Source organism: Burkholderia seminalis DSM 23518, assembly GCF_902832885.1.
GTDB classification, from domain to species: Bacteria; Pseudomonadota; Gammaproteobacteria; order Burkholderiales; family Burkholderiaceae; genus Burkholderia; species Burkholderia seminalis.
On record NZ_CADFDK010000006.1, the window covers coordinates 21,574 to 42,097 of the forward strand.

General features: G+C 69.3%; 19 protein-coding genes. 11 read left to right on the plus strand and 8 right to left on the minus strand.

Annotated elements, in window-relative coordinates; genetic code table 11:
* Positions 1 to 35 precede the first annotated feature (35 nt).
* Entirely contained in the window at positions 36 to 911 is an 876-nt protein-coding gene (locus tag HWX00_RS19500; protein ID WP_175027497.1) for a PilZ domain-containing protein, read from the plus strand.
* 224 nt (positions 912 to 1,135) lie between these two features.
* Positions 1,136 to 1,465 (plus strand): DUF4148 domain-containing protein, encoded by a 330-nt coding sequence (locus tag HWX00_RS19505; RefSeq protein WP_034191417.1) that lies wholly within the window; start codon positions 1,136 to 1,138, stop codon positions 1,463 to 1,465.
* Between the two features lie 100 nt (positions 1,466 to 1,565).
* Here the strand turns inward: HWX00_RS19505 and HWX00_RS19510 are convergent, their stop codons facing one another.
* The 3 genes from HWX00_RS19510 to HWX00_RS19520 are packed head-to-tail and all read right to left on the minus strand — an operon-like array spanning position 1,566 to position 3,882.
* Complete coding sequence (locus tag HWX00_RS19510) at positions 1,566 to 2,459, minus strand: DMT family transporter (protein ID WP_051701101.1); 894 nt, start codon at positions 2,457 to 2,459, stop codon at positions 1,566 to 1,568.
* Between the two features lie 8 nt (positions 2,460 to 2,467).
* The gene (locus HWX00_RS19515) at positions 2,468 to 3,256 is read right to left on the minus strand and encodes a DUF2182 domain-containing protein (RefSeq protein ID WP_175027498.1); all 789 of its coding nucleotides are present in this window, start codon (positions 3,254 to 3,256) and stop codon (positions 2,468 to 2,470) included.
* A 23-nt stretch (positions 3,257 to 3,279) separates the two neighbouring features.
* A complete protein-coding gene (locus tag HWX00_RS19520; RefSeq protein ID WP_034191415.1) occupies positions 3,280 to 3,882 on the minus strand; it encodes a DUF1326 domain-containing protein in 603 nt (200 codons plus the stop codon).
* A 325-nt stretch (positions 3,883 to 4,207) separates the two neighbouring features.
* On the opposite strand from HWX00_RS19520, the gene HWX00_RS19525 reads away from it, so the two are divergent.
* Positions 4,208 to 4,612, plus strand: coding sequence for a lysozyme inhibitor LprI family protein (locus tag HWX00_RS19525; RefSeq protein WP_175027499.1), 405 nt, complete (start codon positions 4,208 to 4,210; stop codon positions 4,610 to 4,612).
* 39 nt (positions 4,613 to 4,651) lie between these two features.
* Here the strand turns inward: HWX00_RS19525 and HWX00_RS19530 are convergent, their stop codons facing one another.
* Both HWX00_RS19530 and HWX00_RS19535 read right to left on the minus strand, forming a co-directional pair.
* Positions 4,652 to 5,299 carry a response regulator gene (locus tag HWX00_RS19530; protein WP_006483707.1) on the minus strand — a complete coding sequence of 216 codons (648 nt, stop codon included), beginning with the start codon at positions 5,297 to 5,299 and terminating at the stop codon, positions 4,652 to 4,654.
* Positions 5,296 to 7,410, minus strand: a complete 2,115-nt coding sequence (locus HWX00_RS19535; protein ID WP_034191413.1) for a PAS domain-containing sensor histidine kinase — start codon at positions 7,408 to 7,410, stop codon at positions 5,296 to 5,298. Before HWX00_RS19535 ends, HWX00_RS19530 begins: the two co-directional genes overlap by 4 nt.
* A gap of 321 nt (positions 7,411 to 7,731) precedes the next feature.
* Here HWX00_RS19535 and HWX00_RS19540 point away from each other — a divergent pair, with 321 nt between their 5' ends.
* The 5 genes from HWX00_RS19540 to HWX00_RS19560 all read left to right on the plus strand — a co-directional run bounded on the left by HWX00_RS19540 (position 7,732) and on the right by HWX00_RS19560 (position 13,210).
* Complete coding sequence (locus HWX00_RS19540; protein ID WP_034191412.1) at positions 7,732 to 8,202, plus strand: universal stress protein; 471 nt, start codon at positions 7,732 to 7,734, stop codon at positions 8,200 to 8,202.
* A 308-nt stretch (positions 8,203 to 8,510) separates the two neighbouring features.
* The gene (locus HWX00_RS19545; RefSeq protein ID WP_059556515.1) at positions 8,511 to 9,017 is read left to right on the plus strand and encodes a cupin domain-containing protein; all 507 of its coding nucleotides are present in this window, start codon (positions 8,511 to 8,513) and stop codon (positions 9,015 to 9,017) included.
* Between the two features lie 187 nt (positions 9,018 to 9,204).
* A complete protein-coding gene (locus HWX00_RS19550) occupies positions 9,205 to 10,230 on the plus strand; it encodes a DedA family protein/thiosulfate sulfurtransferase GlpE (protein WP_034191410.1) in 1,026 nt (341 codons plus the stop codon).
* A 442-nt stretch (positions 10,231 to 10,672) separates the two neighbouring features.
* Positions 10,673 to 12,055, plus strand: coding sequence for an amino acid permease (locus HWX00_RS19555; protein WP_034191409.1), 1,383 nt, complete (start codon positions 10,673 to 10,675; stop codon positions 12,053 to 12,055).
* 219 nt (positions 12,056 to 12,274) lie between these two features.
* Positions 12,275 to 13,210, plus strand: a complete 936-nt coding sequence (locus HWX00_RS19560; RefSeq protein ID WP_034191675.1) for a universal stress protein — start codon at positions 12,275 to 12,277, stop codon at positions 13,208 to 13,210.
* Between the two features lie 391 nt (positions 13,211 to 13,601).
* Here HWX00_RS19560 and HWX00_RS19565 read toward each other — a convergent pair whose 3' ends face one another.
* Both HWX00_RS19565 and HWX00_RS19570 read right to left on the minus strand, forming a co-directional pair.
* A complete protein-coding gene (locus tag HWX00_RS19565; RefSeq protein WP_124669335.1) occupies positions 13,602 to 13,787 on the minus strand; it encodes a hypothetical protein in 186 nt (61 codons plus the stop codon).
* Positions 13,763 to 14,197 (minus strand): hypothetical protein, encoded by a 435-nt coding sequence (locus tag HWX00_RS19570; RefSeq protein ID WP_059556518.1) that lies wholly within the window; start codon positions 14,195 to 14,197, stop codon positions 13,763 to 13,765. The genes HWX00_RS19565 and HWX00_RS19570 overlap by 25 nt, the downstream gene beginning before the upstream one ends.
* A gap of 561 nt (positions 14,198 to 14,758) precedes the next feature.
* On the opposite strand from HWX00_RS19570, the gene HWX00_RS19575 reads away from it, so the two are divergent.
* Positions 14,759 to 15,013 carry a DUF3562 domain-containing protein gene (locus HWX00_RS19575; protein WP_034191407.1) on the plus strand — a complete coding sequence of 85 codons (255 nt, stop codon included), beginning with the start codon at positions 14,759 to 14,761 and terminating at the stop codon, positions 15,011 to 15,013.
* 245 nt (positions 15,014 to 15,258) lie between these two features.
* Positions 15,259 to 17,058, plus strand: coding sequence for a methyl-accepting chemotaxis protein (locus HWX00_RS19580; protein WP_034191406.1), 1,800 nt, complete (start codon positions 15,259 to 15,261; stop codon positions 17,056 to 17,058).
* Between the two features lie 28 nt (positions 17,059 to 17,086).
* On the opposite strand, the gene HWX00_RS19585 is transcribed toward HWX00_RS19580, so the two are convergent.
* Complete coding sequence (locus tag HWX00_RS19585; RefSeq protein WP_034191405.1) at positions 17,087 to 18,124, minus strand: sigma-54 interaction domain-containing protein; 1,038 nt, start codon at positions 18,122 to 18,124, stop codon at positions 17,087 to 17,089.
* Positions 18,125 to 18,505: 381 nt separating this feature from the next.
* Here HWX00_RS19585 and HWX00_RS19590 point away from each other — a divergent pair, with 381 nt between their 5' ends.
* Positions 18,506 to 20,494, plus strand: a complete 1,989-nt coding sequence (locus HWX00_RS19590) for a hybrid sensor histidine kinase/response regulator (protein ID WP_175027500.1) — start codon at positions 18,506 to 18,508, stop codon at positions 20,492 to 20,494.
* Positions 20,495 to 20,524 lie beyond the last annotated feature (30 nt).

Below are 20,524 nucleotides of genomic sequence, written 5' to 3' on the forward strand. Positions count from 1 at the left end.
CACGACAGCTCGCGCGGTCGCTCCGCGCCTCTCCGATGCGGCTTTCCCCCGACTACGTCGCACTCGCGCGCGACGATCTTTGCGCCGGCGTTCCGCTCGGCTTCGATCTCTACGATGCCGACGGCGCCGCACTGCTGCCGGCCGGCACGACACTGCGCGATGCCGCGCAGCACGCTTTCCTGTTCGACCATTTCCGGCCCATGCGCCGTCGCGGCGACGCCGACGCCGATCCGCGCGCGCAGGCCGCGATGCCGCCGGCCACGCGCATGGGACTGTCGGCGGGTGCCGCGATCGGCATCCGCCGCCGGGTCGGCACGACACGCGCGTTGCAGCGCTGCCGGCTGATCGGCGTCGCCGCATCGGGCGCGCTGTTCGTCGAGCCGCAGCCGGCGGCCGTGCTGGAATTCGTGCGCGGTGACGACATCGAGGCGGTCGCGATCGGCCGCGCCGCGGTGTCCCGTTTCGGTGCGACGATCGAGGCGGTGCAGGCGTCGGGGGCCGCGCCGTTCATGATCCTGTCGCCTCCCGGCTTCGTCGACCGGCTGCGCACGCGCGCGGAGCCGCGCGTGCCGGTACGGATCGCGGCCTGCTGCGCGGGCGGAGCGGACCCTGCGGAAGGCATCGGGATGGTGCGCGACATCAGCCTGAACGGGCTGTCGATTGCCGTCGACCGGACGATCGCCGCAACCGGCGAGCCGTTGCGCGTGCTGCTCCCGTATGCGGCCGCCGACCGGGTCGAGCTGCTGGCGCTCGACGGCACGGTGCGCGCCGTCCATGCCGATCCGGCGACGCCGGCGCTGACGCTGCATCACACGGCGTTCGGCGAACCCGCCGACGGCGACCGGGTCCGCCTGAAGGCGCTGCTGTTCGACCGGCTGATGGCGTCGGCGGATACCGATCGCCTGCGCTGACGGAGGGCCGGCGCACGGCGGATAGCGCATCGAGGTATTCGGTGCGCGAACGCCGATAATCATCTGATGAATCGGCTTATTCCCGCGAGATTGTACGGTTTCCGTCAACAGTGAATTTGCGATTTAAGTATTTACCCTGATAGCCGCGACTCCTAGACTTCTACTCATGCGCAACGACCCCGAGTCCGAAGCGCCTGACAAAACAATCCTGGAGGTAACGCATCATGAAATCGCTGATCAAGGCAGTTGCACTGGCCGCCCTCGTGGCCGCACCGGTCGTCTCGTTCGCCCAATCGAACCAGCAGCCGCTGACGCGCGCGCAAGTGCGCGCCGAGCTGGTCCAGCTCGAAAAGGCCGGCTACAACCCGAACGACTGGATGAACTACCCGGAAAACATCCAGGCCGCGCAAGCGAAGATCGCCGCCGCGCAAAACACCGGCGCGCAAGCCGACGCAACGGGCTACGGCGCGAATGCCGCCGCCACGTCGCAGTCGGGCCAGCGCGTGGTCGTGCCGGCCGCCGCCGATCGCTCGTCGGTGTACTTCGGCCACTAAGCCGGCAGGCGCCCGCGAGGGTGCCGGACTGGCCGCTTCCGCTGAACCCGCGCACGGTGTCCGCCGTGCGCGGGTTTTGCATTGGGGCGGCCGATCGGCATCACGACCCGGCGCCCGCATGGCGGGCACGGCTCGCGAGCACGGCGGCGACACCGCCGAGGATCGCGGCCGACGCGAGCGCGAGACGCCAGGTCGGCTGCTCCGACAAGAACAGCACGGCGCCGCACGCGGCGATCGGCGGCACCGACAACTGGACCGCAGCGGCGCGCATCGCGGTCAGGTGCCGCAGCGCGGCGTACCAGATCACGTAGCCGATGCCCGAAGTCAGCGCGCCGGACAGCACGGCGAGCGCGATGCCGGCCGGTGTCAGGTGAAGGCGGCCGGCGAGCGCGGCGCTCAACGCGAGTGCCAGCGGCGCGGCCCGCATGAAATTGCCGGCGGTCGCCGCGACCGGATCGGCGGTCCGACGGCCGCGTATCGAATAGATGCCCCATGCAATGCCGGCGACCGTCATCAGTGCGGCGCCGCCCGGCGTCGGCGCGGCGAGCCCCGGCGAGACCAGATACAGCAACCCGGCCAGCGCCGCGCCGAATCCGGCCCAGCCCGCGGGAGCAAACCGTTCGCCGGCGCGCCAGCCGGCCGCGAACATCGTCAGTTGCACCGCGCCGAACAGGATCAGCGCGCCGGTGGCGGCGCTGACGGTCAGGTACGCGAACGAGAAGCATGCGACATACGCGAACAGCATCGCCGCCGCAGGCCAGTCCGCCGGCTGGGCGGCCCGCCGCGCCCCCGCGCGTGCGACGAGCGCGAGCATCAGCGCGCCTGACACGAGGCGCACGGTGCCGAAGCTGGCCGCGTCGATCCGGCCGGCCTGCAGCGCAAGCCGGCACAGCAGCGAGTTCGATGCGAACGCAAGCATCGCGACCGACGTCAGCACGGCGGCGCGTGCGCCCGGCCGCACGTGCGACGCGAGTGCGGAGGCGGGCGGGCGCATCGCGGGCCTCACGCGTGACCGGCGACGATCAGCGCGGCCGCGCCGAACAGCGCGGCACCGAGCGGCGCGGTGAGTTGCCGTCCCCACACGGCGTTCTTTTCGAGGGCCATCAGCGCGGCGAGCGACAGCATCCAGCCGAGACTGCCCGCACCGACGACGAACATCAGCAGCATCAGCGCCCAGCAGCAGCCGACGCAGAACAGGCCGTGACTGGCGCCCAGCGCGAACGCGTGCCGCAACGGCGAGCGGCCGCGCCAGTGGCCGATCACGAAACCGAGCGGCGTGCGACAACGTTCGAGACAGCGCGCCTTCAATCCGCTGAACTGAAACGCGCCGGCCAGCGCAAGGACGGCCGCGCCGATCAACCAGCCGCGCCACGCCAGCGCCGGCACGTGCGCGACGCCCGCCAGCAGCAGCGCGTGCAGGCCATGCGCGACGAGACCGAAGCCGCTCCATGCCGCGACGTAGCCGAGGCCGACGAGTGCGAGCAGCCGCGCGCGGTCGGGGCGCCCCGCCACGACGCGTGAGAACGTGTCGAACAGCGTCAGCGTCGTCGGCAGCATCATCGCGAGGATCATCAGCGTCCAGGCGGCCGCGTCGAACGCGGCCGGCAGCCACAGCGCGCCGCCCGGCAGCGCGCGGCACAGCGTGCTGAACGGCAACGACGACGCGTTCTCGCCGTGCTCGAGATAGCGCCCGTACGGGCTGCGCGTCCACGCCCACAGCGTGACCCACGCGAATCCGACGAGACTCGCGAGCACGAACGGAAACAGTCGCCGGTGCAGCCGCGCGGCCATGGTCGGTTACGTGCGGCCGCGATTCATGCGTCGAACTGGAACGTGCTCTGCAGCGCGTTGTGATTCTTCAGATCGACGTCGATGCCGATCGCCGCGTTCTTCGACCGGTAGACGGGCGCCTTGCCGACGAACACGGGGGCGCCGGGCACCGTCGAGAACACGGTATCGGCCAGCGTCGTCTGCGCGCCGCTCGGGCCGAGATACGGTTCGAGTTCCGCGTGGTAGTCGGTGCCGATCGACAGCGTGCCGCGGGCGCCGACGACATCGAACGTGATCGGCGCGCGTTCGACCGACACGACCTTGCCGATCAGTTTCGCGAGCTCGGCGATCGGGCCGCCGGCCTGGCCCGTATAGACCTTGAGGAGCGCCTGCTCCTGCGCGTCGGATGCGGTGTCGCTCACGTAGATCGCGGCCGTCCAGTTGCCTTGCAGGATGTTGCCCGGCACGCGGCACACCGCGGCGATCGTGTTGCCGCCGACGTCGACGCCGTCGACGGTGCCCTTGTCGACGTGCCACGCGACGATGGTGTCGCAGACGCCGAAATCCGGATCCTCGCCGATCCAGCACGGGCAGAGTACGCGGCAGTTGCAGACCTCGAGCAGACGGCCTTCCAGGTGATAGCTCATGATTTCCTCCAGGGGAGCGACGGCGCTTGCGCGTTGTGCTGGGCGGAGGAAACCGGCTGACGAAACGTCACGACCGCTCGGCGTCGCGAACGCGAAATGCGCTGAGGAATGCGGCGGAAGCGAAGACGGGATGGATGCGATAGCGCGGCCTGAAACGGCGTATCGATTTTCCAGTGTAGGCGTGCGGGGCCGATATGCAAGGCGCCGGCTGACAAGCGTCTGCGCGTGCGCTAGCATCGCGGACGGTGTCGCCGCGCGCCGAGGCGCGGCAGGGCAACCGGCCCGGCACCGGGTTCCGCATTTCAACGAACAACAAGGAGCATCCATGCGTGTCTTGACCGGTCTGTTGTGCTCGCTGGCGCTGCTGGCGAACGTCGCCCATGCACAGGCGAATTGTGCGGACGCGGCGGATCAGGCGGCGATGACGGCATGTGCCGATCGCGCATACAGGAAATCCGACGGCGAGCTGAACCGGACCTACCAGGCCGTCACCGCGCGCCTGCGCAATGCGCGGCCGCTCGCCGACAAGCTCGTGAACGCGCAGCGCGCGTGGATTGCCTACCGCGATGCCGAATGCGGTTTCTCCAGCGCGAACGCGGAGGGCGGCAGCGCGTATCCGATGGTCGTATCGACCTGCCTCGACGATCTGACGAAAGTGCGTACCGAAACGCTGAAGGGTTATCTGTCCTGCGAGGAAGGCGATCTCGCGTGCCCGGTGCCCGGCAAGTAAAGGGCAGGCGCGGGCCCGGCCGGGCCCGCGATACGCCGGCTAGACGTCGTCCGTCTCGTCGAGCAGCTTGTGCCGCATCGCGTACCGCACCAGCGCCGCTTCGTGCGGCATCTGCATCTTTTCCAGGATTCGCGTCTTGTAGGTGCTGACGGTCTTCGCGCTCACGCACAGCGCGTTCGCGATCTCGGTCAGCGTCTGGCCGGCGGCGATCCGCCGGAACACGTCGAATTCGCGATCGGACAGCCGCTGGTGCGGCAGCGTCTCGGCCGGCTCGTTCAGGCTCTGCGCGAACTGCTCGGCCATCGCGAGGCTCACGTAGACGCCGCCCGACGCCACCTTCGTGACCGCGCCGACCAGCTCGGCGCTCGCGCTTTCCTTCGTCAGATAACCGGACGCACCCGCGCGGAACGCACGCACCGCGTATTGCTGCTCCGCATGCATCGTCAGCACGAGCACGCGCAGCGCGGGTTTCTCGTCCTTGATCTGCTTGATCAGCTCGACGCCGTTGCGGCCCGGCATCGACAGGTCGAGCACGAGCACCTGCGCGGGCGTCGCGCGCACGAGCGCGATCGTCGACGGGCCGTCGCAAGCCTCGCCGGCCACCTCGAATCCGGTGGCGTTCTGGAGGATGTGCCGCAGACCGTCGCGTACGAGCGTATGGTCGTCGGCGATGAGCACCTTGATCATGTGATGAGCGTTTCCTGTTGAACGGTACTGAGCGGAAATGCGACGGTAATCGAGAAGCCGCGCGCGAGCGCGGTGTCGATCGTCACGGTGCCGCCGAGCATGTGTGCGCGTTCGCGAATCCCGATCAGGCCGAACGACTTGTCCTCGTGGGCCGGCGCGCCGTGGGCCGCGCCGCGGCCGTTGTCCGCGACGCGCAGCACGCAGAAGCCTTCCTCGATGTCGAGCCGCAGCGCGACGCGTGTCGCGTCCGCATGACGCGCGACGTTCGTCAGCGCTTCCTGGACGATGCGGAACAGCGTGGTCGCGCCCGCGCTGGTGAACGTGAGGCCGCCCGTTTCGATGTGGCGTTCGACATCGATTCCGTAGCGGTTCGTGAAATCGTTCGCGAGCCATTCGATCGCGGGCACGAGGCCGAGATCGTCGAGCATCACCGGGCGCAGGTCGGCCGCGATGCGCCGCACCGACGCGACCGTCGCGTCGATCAGCCGCCGCATGCCCTGCAGGTGCGTCTGCACGCCCGCGTCGGGCTGCGCGCGGCCGGGCATCCGCAATTGCTGCTCGACGACCGACAAGTCCATTTTCAGCGCGGTGAGCTGCTGGCCGAGGTCGTCGTGCAGTTCGCGTGCGATCCGCGTCTTTTCTTCTTCGCGCACGTTCTGCAGGTTCGCCGACAGCTCGCGCAATTCCTCGCGCGACTGCTTCAGCGCGTTCTCGGCGCGCAGCCGCTCGGTGATGTCGCGCAGCATCACGGTATAGAGCTTGCCCGACGCGTCGCGGATCTGCGAGATCGACGCCTCGATCGGGAATTCCTCGCCGTTCGCGCGCAGCCCGAACAGCACGCGCTGGCGGCCCATCTGCCGTTCGGAGACGCCCGTCACGCCGAACTGGTCGACGTGCTTCGCGTGCGCGGCGCGGAACCGCTCGGGGATGAAGCGCGACAGCGGCGCGCCGATCGCCTCCATCGCGGACACGCCGAACACCTGCTCGGCCATCGGATTGAAGATCACGACCGTCTGCTTCTCGTCGATCGTGATGATCGCTTCCATCGACGAACGGATGATGCCCATCATCCGCGCCTCGTTGAGGATGCCGCGGCTGCTCGCGCCGGCATCGGCGGCCGCGCCGGCGCGGCCGCGCAGCAGCGCATGGACGAGCGCCGCGAACGCGAACGACGCGATCAGCCCCGCGGCGAGCACGGTGCCGGCCGCGCGCTGCGCGCCGGTCGCGCTCGGGCGGCCGTCCGCGGAATAGGCGAGCGACAGCGCGGTGCCGCCGAAATTCAGCACGTCGGTGCGCCGCATCAGGTCGGGCGATGCCGACGCTTCGTCGGTCGTCGACTCGACGCTGGCGATCGCGCGCGGATCGCCGCCGGCCGTCATCCGCAGGTCGATTCCGCGTTCCGCGTCGAGCGCGCGCTCGACCAGGCGCCGCGGGCTCAGCGCCGCGAACAGCACCCCGTCGACGCCGGCTTCGCGCGTGCCGGACGGCGTGACGGCCGCATGCGGCGAGGTGGTCACGGGCAGGAACAGCGTCAGCGTGCGGGCGTCGCGGGAGGTATCGTCGTCGACCGGGTGGACGCCGAGCGCGATGTCGCCGCTCTGCAGCGCGCGTGTGAGCGGCGCCGCGTCGGATGCGCCGAAGCGGACGACCGGCGAGTTCGAGGCGGGCGCGCTGAGCGCCGCGGCCGCGAGCGGGCCGGCCGGCAACGGCTTCGCGCCGGCGAGGGCGCCGCGGGCGGCGGGCGTCAGCGGCGCATAGCCGATCTGCCGGACCGGCGAGCGGGCGCTGTCGAGATCGAGCGTCTCCGCGTACCGGCGCCATTGCTCGGGCGTCATGCCCGGGACGAGACCGAACGCGCCGCGCGCGCCTTCGAGCACGGCGACACCGGTCTGCAGCTCGTGGCGCAGCATCGCGCTCACGTGCGTCGTGCGGCGTTCGAAGCGCGCATGCACCGCGCCTTGCCACTGCTCGCGCACCAGCAGCGCGACGCACAGCGACAGCAGGGCGCCGGCGCACAGCGCAACGACGCCAGCCGCGAGCGGCTGGCGTAACATGGTCGGGAGGCGCGTGGGCCCTCGGGCGTCACGCGTCGGGGTTCCACTGGCGGTCATTCAATGGCCATGACTGTTGTTCGGGCTGCCCGGGGCACTCGGGCAGCGCAGCAAAACCGGGGAAAACTCGCACCGGTTGCGTGTAGCGTCTGTTTTCGAGATGAAATTGTGCGCGGTTTACGCATTTTTTGTAATAGGGTCACCTGAAATTGCGGCAGGCGGCGTGAAGCAGCGAGTCCGCCGGCCGCGCTTGACGCGCGTCAAGTGGCGCGTCGGCACGTGGGGCAGACTGTTCGGCAGGCCAGCCGGCACCGGGCCGGCTGGCGATAACGGGCCGCCGCGGCGCGATGCGCGACGCGTGCCCGGTCGGAGGGACGGACCATGTACAAGCGGATTTTCGTCGGGCTCGACGGCAGCCCGAGCGCGCGTCTCGCGCTGAACGAGGCGATCCGGATCGCGGCGGCGTCCGGCGGTGAAGTCACCTGCGCGTATGTCGTCGAGCACCGGCCTCAACTCGTCGACGTCGACGCGGGCTTCGCGGCCGAGCACGACGGCGATGCGGCCGCGACCGATGCCGTGACGCCGGTGCTCGACGACGCGAAAGCGGCGCTCGCGCAGCAGCGTGTGACCGGCTCCGTGCGTGCGCTCGACGCGTACGGCGAGGATGTCGCCACCGTGCTGATGCGCACGGCGGCCGAAGCCGACGCGGACCTGATCGTGATGGGCACGAGCGGCCGGCACGGCCTGCGCCGGCTGCTGCTCGGCAGCGTCGCGGAATCGCTGCTGCGCGCGGCCGACCGGCCCGTGCTGCTGGTGCGGCACGACGAGCCCGGTACGCCGGCGGCGGCGTAGCACGCGGTCCGGCGCAACTGCATGGGCTGCCGCGAACGGAACGCGGCAGCGCGCGTGCACCGGCAGTCTGTCTGCTGAAACGCTCGACGTCCTTGGCGGCGCATCGCGCGCACCCGAAGGTCCGCGATTGCACGCACACGGTTGCATCCCGACATGCAGTTCTGGCAGCATCGACCGGAGTCCGCTCGATCGCCGCGCGCATGGCCGCGGCGATCGACGCAGGGGTATCCGGCTGGAACCGGTCGCACGGGCGATGAACCGGGCCGGCCGCCGGATGCCGGTTACCTACCTTACCGACGTCATCCGCCATGCCGATCTCCGCCCCCGACCTGATTCGCCAGTTCGATCTGCAGCCGCATCCCGAAGGCGGCTATTTCCGCGAAACCTACCGCGCGACCGATTCGGTCGTGCGGCCGGCCGACGGTGCGCCACGCGCCGCGTCGACCGCGATCTACTACCTGCTGTGCGACGGCGCGTATTCGTCGTGGCACCGGATCCGCTCCGACGAAGTCTGGCATTTCTACGCGGGCGACCCGATCGAAGTGTGGGTGCTCGACGCGCGCGACGGGCTGACGATTCATCGGCTCGGCAACCCGCTCACGCATCCGGGCACGGTGTTCCAGGCGGTCGTGCCGGCCGGGCGCTGGTTCGGCGCGCGCTGCGCGTCGCCCGAGCACGTCGCGCTCGTCGGCTGCACGGTGGCGCCCGGGTTCGAGTTTGCGGAATTCGAGCTGGCCGACACGGCCGCGCTGGCGGCCGCGTTTCCCGATTACGCGGAACACGTCGCCCGGCTCGCGCCGCGCGCCGACGTGTGACCGTCACGGTTGTGCAACCATCGGCGCGAAGCCCGTGCCGACGGTGCGTGTTCCGCGCGAGCGCGGCCAAACCCGTTTAGAATGCCGGTGATGCACGTGGTCGGCTGCGGACGTGCCGCGGTGGCCGTTGCACTGCCGTACCGACGGCCCCCGTCGCGCGGCCCGCATGCTTTCCAGGAGCGCCGCCGTGTGGCACTTTCCCATCGCTATTCCATCGTCGCTCGGCCCGTGGGCCGTGTTCGCGAGCGTGTTGATCACGCAGCTCGGCGTGCCGGTGCCGGCCGTGCCGATGCTGATTCTCGGCGGGACGATGGCGGCGATGGGGCAGGCGTCCTGGGCCAGCATGTTCGCGGCGGCGATCGGCGCGACGATGCTGGCCGATTCGATGTGGTTCTTCATGGGCCGTACGCGCGGCCGGCGCCTGCTGAACGGCCTCGTGCGCTTCTCGCTGTCGCTCGACACGACGCTGCGCTTTGCCCGTAACGTATTCGAAAGATACGGTGCGCCGCTGCTGGTGCTGTCGAAATTCCTGCCCGGCCTCGGCCTCGTATCGGCACCGCTGCTCGGCACGACCGCGATCGGCGTCGGCGTGTTCCTGTTCTGGGATCTGGCCGGTGCATCGCTGTGGGCCGCGTTCTGGCTGGTCGGCGGCGCGGCCATTCACGACCAGATCGTCCAGTTCGTGCTGTGGGTGCGCGCGAGCGGCGGCACGATCCTCGATGCGTTCCTCGCCATCTTCATCACGTTCCTGCTGTACCGCTGGGTGCGCCGCGTGCAGTTCCGCCGCTATCTCGCGCAGGTGCGCATCTCGCCGCCGCAGCTCGTCGAGATGATGACGTCGGACGAACCGCCGCTGATCTTCGACGCGCGGCCGAAGGCGATCCGCGAGCGCGAGCCGTACCGGATCGCCGGCGCGGTGCCGGTCGATCTCGATTCGCCGGACCTGCTCGACCCGGAAATGCTGAAACGGCCGATCGTCGTCTATTGCGTGTGTCCGAACGAGGCCACGGCCAAGCGTCTGATCGCGAAGATGCAGCGCAAGAAGATGATCCACAACATCCGGGCGCTGAAGGGCGGCCTCGATGCGTGGGAAAAGCATGGTTATCCGGTCGAGCCGCTGCCGGCCGATCTGGATTCGTCGCGTTATTTCGTGCGGCCGGATCACGGCGCGCTCGAAGGCGAATATACGGTGCGGGCGACGTTATCGAAATAATGCGCGTGCCGTGACGCGCGTATTCAAATCCGACCACCGATTTCACGCGCCGCGATTTTTACGAAAATCGGCTGGCGCGAAACCTCCGATCCTCCCTATAATCCCGCCTGCATATTGCGTGCGCATGATCGCGCACATTCGACGCGTGTCCGTTCACGCCGAAAGCGATTGATCCCGTCGTCGCCCGCCACGCGCACAGCCGCGTCAGACGGGCCGCACGGGCGTATTCCGTGAAAGGCCCGATCCGTTTTCCGGATTGCTCCGGAGCATACGGATAATCCGCGGCGATTCCTATCGGATTGACGCAGTATCCGCGTCGTTTCTCATTCGGAAAATGACGGCGGAGATTATTTCGTTTTCGGTTGCCGAAATAGGCATGAATGGTCGCGCATTGACATCGACACAATGACGGCGGCCCGCTCGCGGCTGCCAGGAGACGGACTTGAAACAACCAGAAGACCAGTTGCACCGCGGGCTGGAGGAACGGCACATCAACCTGATGGCGCTCGGCGCGACGATCGGCGTCGGCCTGTTCCTGGGCTCGGCCACCGCGATCCGCACGGCCGGCCCGGCCATTCTGCTGACCTATCTGCTGGGCGGCATCGCGATCTTCCTGATCATGCGCGCACTCGGCGAAATGGCGATCACCAATCCGGTCGCCGGCGCGTTCAGCCGTTACGCGCGCGACTACCTGGGACCGCTCGCCGGCTACCTGACCGGCTGGACCTACTGGTTCGTGTGGATCGTCACCTGCATGGCGGAAATCACGGCGGTCGGCGTCTACATGCACATGTGGTTCCCCGGCGTGCCGAACTGGATCTGGGCGCTCGCGGCGCTCATGGCGATGGGCTCGGTGAACTTCATCGCGGTCAAGCTGTATGGCGAATTCGAGTTCTGGTTCGCGCTGATCAAGATCGTCACGATCGTACTGATGATCATCGGCGGCGGCCTGATGATCGCGTTCGGCATCGGCAACGGCGGGGTCGCGACCGGCATCTCGAACCTGTGGTCGCACGGCGGCTTCATGCCGAACGGGATCAACGGCGTGATCGCCGCGCTGCCTATCGTGATGTTCGCGTATCTGGGCGTCGAGATGCTCGGCCTCACGGCCGGCGAAGCGCGCAACCCGGAAAAGTCGCTGACGAAGGCCGTGAACTCGGTGTTCTGGCGCGTGCTGATTTTCTACATCGGCGCGCTGTTCGTGATCATGTCGCTGTATCCGTGGGACCAGATCGGCACGCAGGGCAGCCCGTTCGTGATGACGTTCTCGCGGCTCGGCATTCCGGCGGCCGCCGGCATCATCAATTTCGTCGTGCTGACCGCGGCGCTGTCGTCGTGCAACAGCGGCCTGTTCAGCACCGCGCGGATGCTCTACAACCTCGCGCAGCAGGGTCAGGCGCCGGCCATGCTCGGCCGCGTGAACCGCAACGGCGTGCCGGTGTACGGCGTGATCGTGTCGGTCGCGCTGTTGCTGATCGGCGTGCTGCTCAACTATCTCGCGCCGCAGCACGTGTTCACGTGGCTCACGTCGGTGTCGACGTTCGGCGCGATCTGGACGTGGTGCGTGATCCTGATCGCGCAGATGCGCTTTCGCCGCATGCTGTCGGCCGACAAGATCGCGCGCCTGCCGATCCGCGTGCCGTTCTATCCGCTCGGTTCGTTCGTCGCGCTCGGTTTTCTCGTGCTGGTCGTCGTGCTGATGGCGTTGACGCCCGATACGCGCGTCGCGCTCGTGATCGGGCCCGTGTGGATCGTGCTGCTCGGCGTCGCGTATGCGCTGTTCTACGCGAACCGTCCGGCCGCCTCGATACCGACGAAGCCGTAAGCGCCGGGGCAGGGAGCCGCGCGATCGTTGATCGCGATCATGCACCGGCGGGCGGGACGACCTATGCTGAACGAATCGCTTGTCCGCGCTTCGCGTGGCTATCCGCCGATCCCCGCGACCGCGGCGTCCACCCGGCCGCCGCGCGCCGCTGCCGCGCGAGGCTCCCGTCGTCGTTCCGCGACGACGCGCACGCACCGCGCACGCACGGAGGCCTTCGCCATGCAGCCTGCCCAGTCCATCCCGACGCTCGCGCGGATCGCGCTGGCCGTCGATCCCACGCCCGAATCGCTGTCCGCCGCACGCTACGTGCACACGCTGCTGCGTCCCGGCATGCGATTGCGCATCGTCTGCGTGATCGACAACCCGCGGCTCGTCCTGCCGGACATCCCGCGCATCGACGCGTTGCTGACCTCCGCGCGCGAGGAGATGATCGGCGAAGCGAACGCCATCAACGCGCGGATCGCGGCGCTGTTTGCCGACAGCGGCATCGAGGTCGAGCAGGCCGTCATCGATACATCGGTCACGGGCGGCACGGTCGCCGATGCGCTGGTGAACGACACGTCGGCGTGGCAGGCGGACGCGCTGGTGGTCGGTGCGAATCCGCACCACGGGCTGCTGCGGCTCGTCGAGGGCGCGATGTCGGACACGCTGTCGAAGCGTGCGCGCTGTGCGCTGCTGATCGTACCGGCTGCCTACGCCCGGCCGTCGGAGGGTGAGCTGCAACGGCTGATGTTCGCGGTCGACGGCAGCGAGCCGTCGCTGCACGCGGTGCGCGTCGGGCTCGGCTTCGCGGCACCGACGACGTTGTTGTACGCCGCCTACGTGATCGATCGCGCGATTCGTCTGACCGATATCGTGCCGGTGCGTGCGCTCGAGGATGCGTACCGTGCGGAGGGCGAGGAGGCGCTCGCGAAAGTCGCGCCGCTGTTTCATGCGACCGGGAATCCGACCAAGCGCGGCATCGTCGAAACGCGTCCGACCAGCGACGACGTGGCGCATGCACTGATGCGCGATGCCGTGCACTGGCGAGCGGAGCTGCTGGTGATCGGCACGCATGGCCGGCGCGGCATTGCCGCCTGGCTGATCGGCAGCGTCGCACGCCGTGTCGCGCATCTTGCCCAGGTGCCCGTGTTGCTCGTGCGGGGCGCCGCGTGAGTGGCAAGAACGATGCGACATCTTGCACGAAGCCGATGTCGATTGACCTGCATCAGAAACGGCATGCGCTTCGCGTGAGACAGTAATGGAACAACCGGCCGCGACGATGGTCTTTCGTGCATGGGCGACGACAGCCATGCCTGCATGACAAGCATCGAAATCGCCGATCCGGCCGGCCGCGCTCGACGGCGCGTCCAAATCGTCGCAACCATTTCCGGAGCCGCGCCATCGACTGCATGGCGTGTCATCCGACCGAGAACTCTCTGGCACGAGGGTAGGCAGCCCGCGGCTGCCTTGGAGGACGGACGGGGTGCACGCACCCCGTCCGCTTTCCGCCTGGCTGGCCCCGTCGGATCACTTTCCCCGCAGGTATTGTTTTGCATGCGGCCGTTCAGAACGGCACGTATGGGCGCGCGATGTCGACGCCGATCGCGGCGAAGGTCGAGCCGGGCGCGGCGCCGCCGCATTCATGCGGCGGCAGCAGGCCCGGCGGAAGTGTCGCGGCGCGCAGCCATCGCACGGCCGCGTGCCGTGCATCGACTGCAGGCGTGTTCAGGTGGTCCGAAGAATCGAGCACAGGTCGTGCCGGCGGACGACGCCGCGTCGCACGTGCGAGCGCGGGTGCACGACGTGCATCGGCCCGCATGCGTTGCACGCGCGGCTGCGCAGCCGGTTCGCATGCGGCCAGCCGGGGCGAGCCTTGCGGCGCGGCTCCGATTCGTCCGGCGCGTCGCCCGCCTGTCGCGCGCCGAGCGCCGCGGCGAACCGCTGCAGCGCGAGGATCGACCCCGCGACGCTCTGGTACTTTTCGCGGCCGATCTGCCCGTCGAGCGTGACGAGCAGTCCGGCTTCGCGAGCGAGCGCGAGCAAGGTGTCGAGATCGTCGGACGGACGGTTGCCGGCCGATACGGTCCGGGCGGGCAGGGCGCGCGCGTTGCCCGACGCGCGCCGCTGGCCGTCCCGGCCCGGGAAGTTGCGATGTGCCATGGTTGGTCTCCTGCGCCAGGCCCCGCGTGCCTCGCTCGATGGCTGGCTGGGCGATGATCCGGCATGAACGCGTTGTTCATGGCATCAGTATCGTGTGGCGGCAGCAGGCTGCCAAGCGGCGCGCGCTGAAGTCGTTGTCAGGTATTGCGCGGCGCGTATCGGAATCCGCTGACACGCATCGCGGCCAATTGGCCGTTCGTCCGCCGGCCGTCGATCCGGCTCGTTCGTTCCGACGAATGAACCGGGGGGCGGGCGTCGCTTGACTCAGGTTTTCGGCCGGTCTATGGTCTCCCGTGCATCTGCGTCGAGCGGGGGACCATCGCCCGCCGGTCGCCGGTGCCGCGCCCCGGGGTGGCGTGGCAGCACGTCCAGTCTCGTTCGCGGGCCGTTTGCGCCGCGAATCAAGCGCGGCCGGTTCGGGAACGGATCGGCACGGCGGCACGCAACGTGCCGTTGATCGCGCGCAAACACGCGCCGGCGCATCGCACGCCGCGCGGCCGACCCGTGTCTAAGCTTCCAGTACCGTCGTTTCTTTATTCCTCGACTGTCAGGAGTCTGTCGATGTCCAGGGACAATTTGCTCGATTCACTGAAGGAAATCGCCGAGCAGCGTGCGATCGGCGCGGATCAGTTGCGTGCGATGCTCGACGATGAGGTGCGTGTGTTGTCGTCCGGCGCACGCGTGCACGACTACATCCACGTATTCGCGATCCGGAACCTGCGCGAACGGATGCGGCAGCGGGACGATTTCGACGCCGACACGCAGGCCCGCGCGGCGCCGGCGGAAGCCGATCCGCGCCCGAGCGTCCGCCTGTGACAGGCGATTGCCGCGGCTGACACGGACCGTCGCCGGCCGCGGCCGAATCGCGCTCGACCGCTTTCAAGCGGGGCCAGCCGCCTCGGTTTCGCAGCGCGCAACCTGACGATCCGCTGACAGTCGCCCACCTCTTTCGCCATCCATTTCATTGAATTGTCACAACGGCCTCAAGTAAGTGGCGCGATTGCCGTTTACCCGGTGAATTCGTCCACCGGGCGTTCGCGCTCCCTTACCGAGTCGTTGCCATGTTTTCGTCCATCCGCGCCCGCATCCTTGCCGCGTGCGTCGCCATTGTCGTATTCGCGCTCGTCGCCAGCACACTGATCAACTACTTCATCGCGCGCTCGTACAACGACGACGCGATCGACCGCAACCTGACCTCCGTCGCGAGCGGCCACGTGGTCGGGATCGCCGACTGGGTCGCGACCCGGAGCCGGATGATCGCGTCGCTGCAGGATGCGGCGCTCGCGCCCGATCCGCTGCCGGTGTTCAAGCAGATGGCCACGGCCGGCGGCTTCACGAACGTCTACGCTGGCTATGCCGACAAGGCGTTCCGCTTCTCCGACCCGACCGGCATCCCGCCCGACTACGATCCGACCGGCCGCCCGTGGTACAAGCAGGCCGCGCAAGCCGGCAAGCCGGTCGTCACGCCGCCTTACGTCGATGCCGGCACCGGCAACCTCGTCGTCACGTTCGCGGTGCCGATCCTGCGTGACGGTGCGCTGAAGGGCGTTGTTGCCGCGGACGTCGCGATGGACAGCGTGATCGCCAACGTGAAGTCGATCCGCCCGACGCCCGCGAGCTTCGGGATGCTGGTCGACAGCAGCGGCCACGTCGTCGCGCATCCGGACCCGAAGCTCACGCTGAAGCCGGTCGCCGACGTGTCGCCGGAACTCGGCGCGACGGGCGCGGCGACGATCGCGGCCGCGACGGCCCCCGTCGAGGTGAGCGTCGGCGGCGACGCGAAGCTGGTGCGTGCGCGCCCCGTGCCGGGCACCGACTGGTATGCGCTGGTGCTGCTCGACAAGGCTGAGGCGACGGCCGGCATGCGCTCGCTGCTGACCGCGTCGCTGATCACGCTGGTCGTGATCGTCGGCGTCGCGTCGCTGATCATCGGCGCGATCACCGCGACCGCGTTCCGCCGCCTGTCGCAGGTCCGCCAGGCGATGGCCGCGATCGGCTCGGGCGCCGGCGACCTGACGCAGCGCCTGCCGGCCGAAGGCCGCGACGAAGTCGCCGACATCGCGCGCTCGTTCAACAGCTTCGTCGACAAGCTGAACGACGTGATGCGCGAGATCCGCGACGCGAGCGAATCGGTGCGCACGGCCGCGAACGAGATCGCGGCGGGCAACCAGGACCTGTCGTCGCGGACCGAATCGGCCGCGGCGAGCCTCGAGGAGACGGCTGCGTCGATGGAAGAGATCACCGCGACCGTCGGCCAGTCGGCGGCCGCCGCCGGCCAGGCCGACGAGCGCGCGGCGGCGGCCTCGCGGATCGCGTCGCACGGCGGCGTGGTCGTGTCGGACGTCGTCGCGACAATGGAGAAGATCGAGGAAGCGTCCGGCCGGATCGGCGACATCATCGGCGTGATCGACGGCATCGCGTTCCAGACCAACATCCTCGCATTGAACGCGGCCGTCGAAGCGGCGCGTGCGGGCGAGCAAGGCCGCGGCTTCGCGGTCGTCGCGCAGGAAGTGCGCAGCCTTGCGCAACGCAGCGCGCAGGCCGCGCGCGAAGTGAAGGTGCTGGTCGAATCGACGGTCGCGAGCGTGTCGGCCGGCTCCGGGCAGGTGCGCCAGGCCGGCGACACGATGCGCGAGATCGTGTCCAACGTGTCGAACGTGACGACCATCATCTCCGAGATCACGCATGCCGCGAACGAGCAGACGCGCGGCATCCAGGAAGTGAACCGCGCGGTCACGCAGCTCGATGAAATGGTCCAGCAGAACGCGGCGCTCGTCGAACAGTCGACCGCCGCGGCGACCGCGCTGCAGTCGCAGGCGAATGCGCTGGCGACGACGGTCGGGCGGTTCAAGGTCGCGTAACCGCGGCCGGAAAGCGCCGCCGCCGCGCTCAGGAGCAGCCGCCGTCGCGCATCAGCGCGAGCCGGTTGTAGAGCGTTTTCAGGCTGATGCCGAGCGCCTTGGCCGCGCGCGGCTTGTTGCCGTCGAAGTGGCGCAGCGTGGCGGCGATGAAGCGTTGCTGCGCATGGTGCAGCGTCGCGCCGAGCGGCAGCGCCATCGCGCCCTCCGACGTGCGGTCGGGCGGCATCGGTTGCTTCGGCAGCGTCACGTCGATGCCGTCGTCCGACAGGATGTACGCACGCTCGATCGTGTTGTGCAGCTCGCGCACGTTGCCGGGCCACGAGTATGCGCGAAGTGCCGCGATCGCCGCGTCGGTCAGCCGCTTGTGCGAGCGGTGCCGCGCGTTCAGCGTGTCGACGAATTCCTGCGCGATCGTCTCGACGTCGCCGTCGCGCTGCCGCAGCGGCGGTACGTACAGCGCGAACGCGGCGAGCCGGTAGAACAGGTCCTCGCGCAGCCGGCCGTCGCGCACGGCGTCGGCCGGGTTGTGGCGCGTGGCCGACACGATGCGCACGTCGAGCGGAATCGGCTCGGTGCCGCCCACCCGCACGATCACGTTCGATTCGATCGCCCGCAGCAGCTTCACCTGCAGCGCCGCGGGCATCTCGGCGATCTCGTCGAGCAGCAGCGTGCCGCCGCGCGCGGCCTCGAAAAAGCCCTCCCGCTGCGCGATCGCGCCCGTGAAACTGCCTTTCTCGTGCCCGAACAATTGCGACTCGGCGATATCGGGTGGAATCGCGCCGCAATTCACGGGCACGAACGGGCCGTCGCGCCGCGCACTCAGATCGTGCAGCCGGCGCGCGACGATGTCCTTGCCGACCCCGCTTTCGCCGGCAATCATCACGCTGGCGCGGGTCGGCGCGATTTTCTCGATGCGGCCGAGCAGCGTGCGCATCGCGGAGGACCGGCCGGACAGCCGGCGGCCGTCTGCGCGCTGCTTCGACCGGTTTGCGGTTTCATTCATCGGCATAGGCGGGCCGTTTTGAAATTCGGCATCACGCGTTCCGTTCATTGCAATATTTATCATCGACAGCGAAACGGCCGCGAAGGTGCCGCGGAATAGTAATTTCCAATGTCCGCGACGGGGACGGAAGAATTCGCCCATCGGTGTCCGGGCTCACCGGGAAAGGCAGCTCGATCGAGGGTCGGACTCGCGCCTTTTTACAGAAAGCCGATGAAAAAAGGCGGTCGCGACCGCTTTCGGCCGAAGCAGCGGCCAGCCTGCATCGGCGCCGGACCGCCCGCGCTCATGCACCGTCCCGCCATCCTCGCCGGATCACCGCGTCACGCCCGTCCCGGGCACATGGCTTGCGGATGTCTCCGGGCCCGCCCGGCACGCTCGACGGTATCTCGGATGGCCGAACGGTACGACGCCGCACGACGGGAACCGGCGCGAGGCAAGGATGCAATGAAGACCCTGACCCATGAGCTGTTGCGGCAGGGTGCATGGGTCGTGCTGGCCGTCGGGCTGGCGTCCGCGCTGCAGGCGTGGGCGATTCACGCCGTCGGCGGGCACGCGCCATTTGCGCCGCTGCCTTTTTATGCGGGGGTTGCGGCTGCCGCATGGCTGACGTCGTTCGGTGGCGGCCTTGCCGCGGCCGTCGCGAGCGTGGCCGTGATGGGCACGCTGTGGTGGCGCGATGCGCCGCTGGCCACGCTGCTCGCGCAGGCCGGCGCGTTCGTCGCGATCAGCTTCGTCGAGTGCGTGCTGGTGGCGGCGGTGAAGCCGCTGATCGCGAACGATCGCCTGCACGCAGTCGACGACGATGACGACGCGAACACCGAGGCGCGCCCGCTGCATCGCGAGCCCGCGCCGCTCGCACGCGATCCCGACGACAGCCTCTTGCGCCGGGTGGTCGACGCGTCGCCCGATGCGATCGTCGGCGTCGACACCACGCGCCGGATCACGAGCTGGAACCCGGCCGCGCGCCGGCTCTTCGGGCTCGACGCGGCGCAGGCAAGCGGGCGCGACGTCGCCGAGATGATCACGCCGCGCTGGCTGCGGCGGCATCCGGTGCCCGCGACGTTCGCGAACCTGCATGCGCCGGTCGGGCCGCTCGACGTGCTGTGCGTGCGGCGCGACGGCGGCCGTTTTCGCGCGACCTTCGCCGCGTCGCCGATCGTCGATGCGCAGGGCAACTGCACGGGCCTGTCGATGACGCTGCGCGAGGCGCGCGAACGCCGCCGCAGCGAGCGGCGCGACCTGCGCTCGTTGCGCGGCGCCCGCGACGCGCGTGCGCAGGCCGACACCGCGAACCGGCTGAAGGATGAATTGCTCGCCACGGTGTCGCACGAGCTGCGCACACCGCTGAACGTGATCTACGGATGGGTCGAGGTGCTGCGCAACGTGGACGGGCATGGGCTCGCGGAGCAGGCGATCGACGCGATCGATCGCAGCGCGCGGTCGCTGTCGCACATGGTCGGCGACCTGCTCGACGCGTCGTCGCTCGCGACGGGCCGGCTGCGTCTCGAACGCGTGCCGGTCGATCTCGTGCGCGTCGTGCGCGATGCAACGCGCGAGCTCGCTGCAACCGCGCAGGCGAACGGCCTCGAACTGTCGGCGGCGTACACGATGCCCGCCTGCGTGATTCCGGCCGATGGCGAGCGCGTGCGCCAGGTGCTGTCGAACCTGTTGTCGAACGCGATCAAGTTCACGCCGGCGGGCGGTCGCGTCACCGTATCGCTGACGCGTGCGGGCGAACGCGTGCGGCTGTCGGTCGCCGATACGGGCCAAGGGATCGCACCGGAATACCTGCCGCATCTGTTCGAGACCTTCAGCCGCCCCGAAGGCGCGTTCGCGTCGCCGAAGCGCGGCCTCGGGCTCGGCCTGTCGATCGTGCGCAACATCGCGCAGCTGCACGGCGGCGACGTCGTCGCGACGAGCGCCGGCCCCGGACGCGGGATGACCGTGACGGTCACGCTGCCGTCCGGCTGGGACGCCGACGACCCGGCCGAGAATCGGGCGCGCCGCGCAGGCGGGCCCGACTCGGTCGCGCTCGACGGCCAGCGCGTGCTCGTCGTCGACGACGATGCCACCTCGCGCGCGAGCCTCGCCGCGGCGCTCGAAACGATGGGCGCGCAGGTGTCGACCGCGCAGTCGGGGCACGACGCGCTCGACGCGGTGGCGCAGCATCCGCCGAGCGTCGTACTGTCGGATCTTGCGATGCCGGACGGCGACGGTTTCTGGTTGCTCGACCGGATTCGCCATTTGCCGGGCGGCAGCGGGCACTTGCCGGTCGTCGCGGTCACCGCGCACGCCGGCAAGGCCGACCGCCACCGTGTGCTGGCCGCCGGCTTCGATGCGTATCTGTGCAAGCCGGTCGACATGCCGACGCTCGCGAGCGTGATCGTCGACGTCGCGCCGGACGATGCGCAGCGCGGGAAACGGCGCGGCTGAGCGCCGCCCGGCGACAACGGAACGAGGGAG

What these genes read in the sequence shown, in the direction of transcription:
- HWX00_RS19500 (WP_175027497.1), top strand. Translation starts at nt 36, where the DNA reads ATGCGGCTTTCCCCCGACTACGTCGCACTCGCGCGCGACGATCTTTGC.
- HWX00_RS19505 (WP_034191417.1), top strand. Translation starts at nt 1,136, where the DNA reads ATGAAATCGCTGATCAAGGCAGTTGCACTGGCCGCCCTCGTGGCCGCA.
- HWX00_RS19510 (WP_051701101.1), bottom strand. Translation starts at nt 2,459, where the DNA reads ATGCGCCCGCCCGCCTCCGCACTCGCGTCGCACGTGCGGCCGGGCGCA.
- HWX00_RS19515 (WP_175027498.1), bottom strand. Translation starts at nt 3,256, where the DNA reads ATGGCCGCGCGGCTGCACCGGCGACTGTTTCCGTTCGTGCTCGCGAGT.
- HWX00_RS19520 (WP_034191415.1), bottom strand. Translation starts at nt 3,882, where the DNA reads ATGAGCTATCACCTGGAAGGCCGTCTGCTCGAGGTCTGCAACTGCCGC.
- HWX00_RS19525 (WP_175027499.1), top strand. Translation starts at nt 4,208, where the DNA reads ATGCGTGTCTTGACCGGTCTGTTGTGCTCGCTGGCGCTGCTGGCGAAC.
- HWX00_RS19530 (WP_006483707.1), bottom strand. Translation starts at nt 5,299, where the DNA reads ATGATCAAGGTGCTCATCGCCGACGACCATACGCTCGTACGCGACGGT.
- HWX00_RS19535 (WP_034191413.1), bottom strand. Translation starts at nt 7,410, where the DNA reads ATGACCGCCAGTGGAACCCCGACGCGTGACGCCCGAGGGCCCACGCGC.
- HWX00_RS19540 (WP_034191412.1), top strand. Translation starts at nt 7,732, where the DNA reads ATGTACAAGCGGATTTTCGTCGGGCTCGACGGCAGCCCGAGCGCGCGT.
- HWX00_RS19545 (WP_059556515.1), top strand. Translation starts at nt 8,511, where the DNA reads ATGCCGATCTCCGCCCCCGACCTGATTCGCCAGTTCGATCTGCAGCCG.
- HWX00_RS19560 (WP_034191675.1), top strand. Translation starts at nt 12,275, where the DNA reads ATGCAGCCTGCCCAGTCCATCCCGACGCTCGCGCGGATCGCGCTGGCC.
- HWX00_RS19570 (WP_059556518.1), bottom strand. Translation starts at nt 14,197, where the DNA reads ATGGCACATCGCAACTTCCCGGGCCGGGACGGCCAGCGGCGCGCGTCG.
- HWX00_RS19575 (WP_034191407.1), top strand. Translation starts at nt 14,759, where the DNA reads ATGTCCAGGGACAATTTGCTCGATTCACTGAAGGAAATCGCCGAGCAG.
- HWX00_RS19580 (WP_034191406.1), top strand. Translation starts at nt 15,259, where the DNA reads ATGTTTTCGTCCATCCGCGCCCGCATCCTTGCCGCGTGCGTCGCCATT.
- HWX00_RS19585 (WP_034191405.1), bottom strand. Translation starts at nt 18,124, where the DNA reads ATGATAAATATTGCAATGAACGGAACGCGTGATGCCGAATTTCAAAAC.
- HWX00_RS19590 (WP_175027500.1), top strand. Translation starts at nt 18,506, where the DNA reads ATGAAGACCCTGACCCATGAGCTGTTGCGGCAGGGTGCATGGGTCGTG.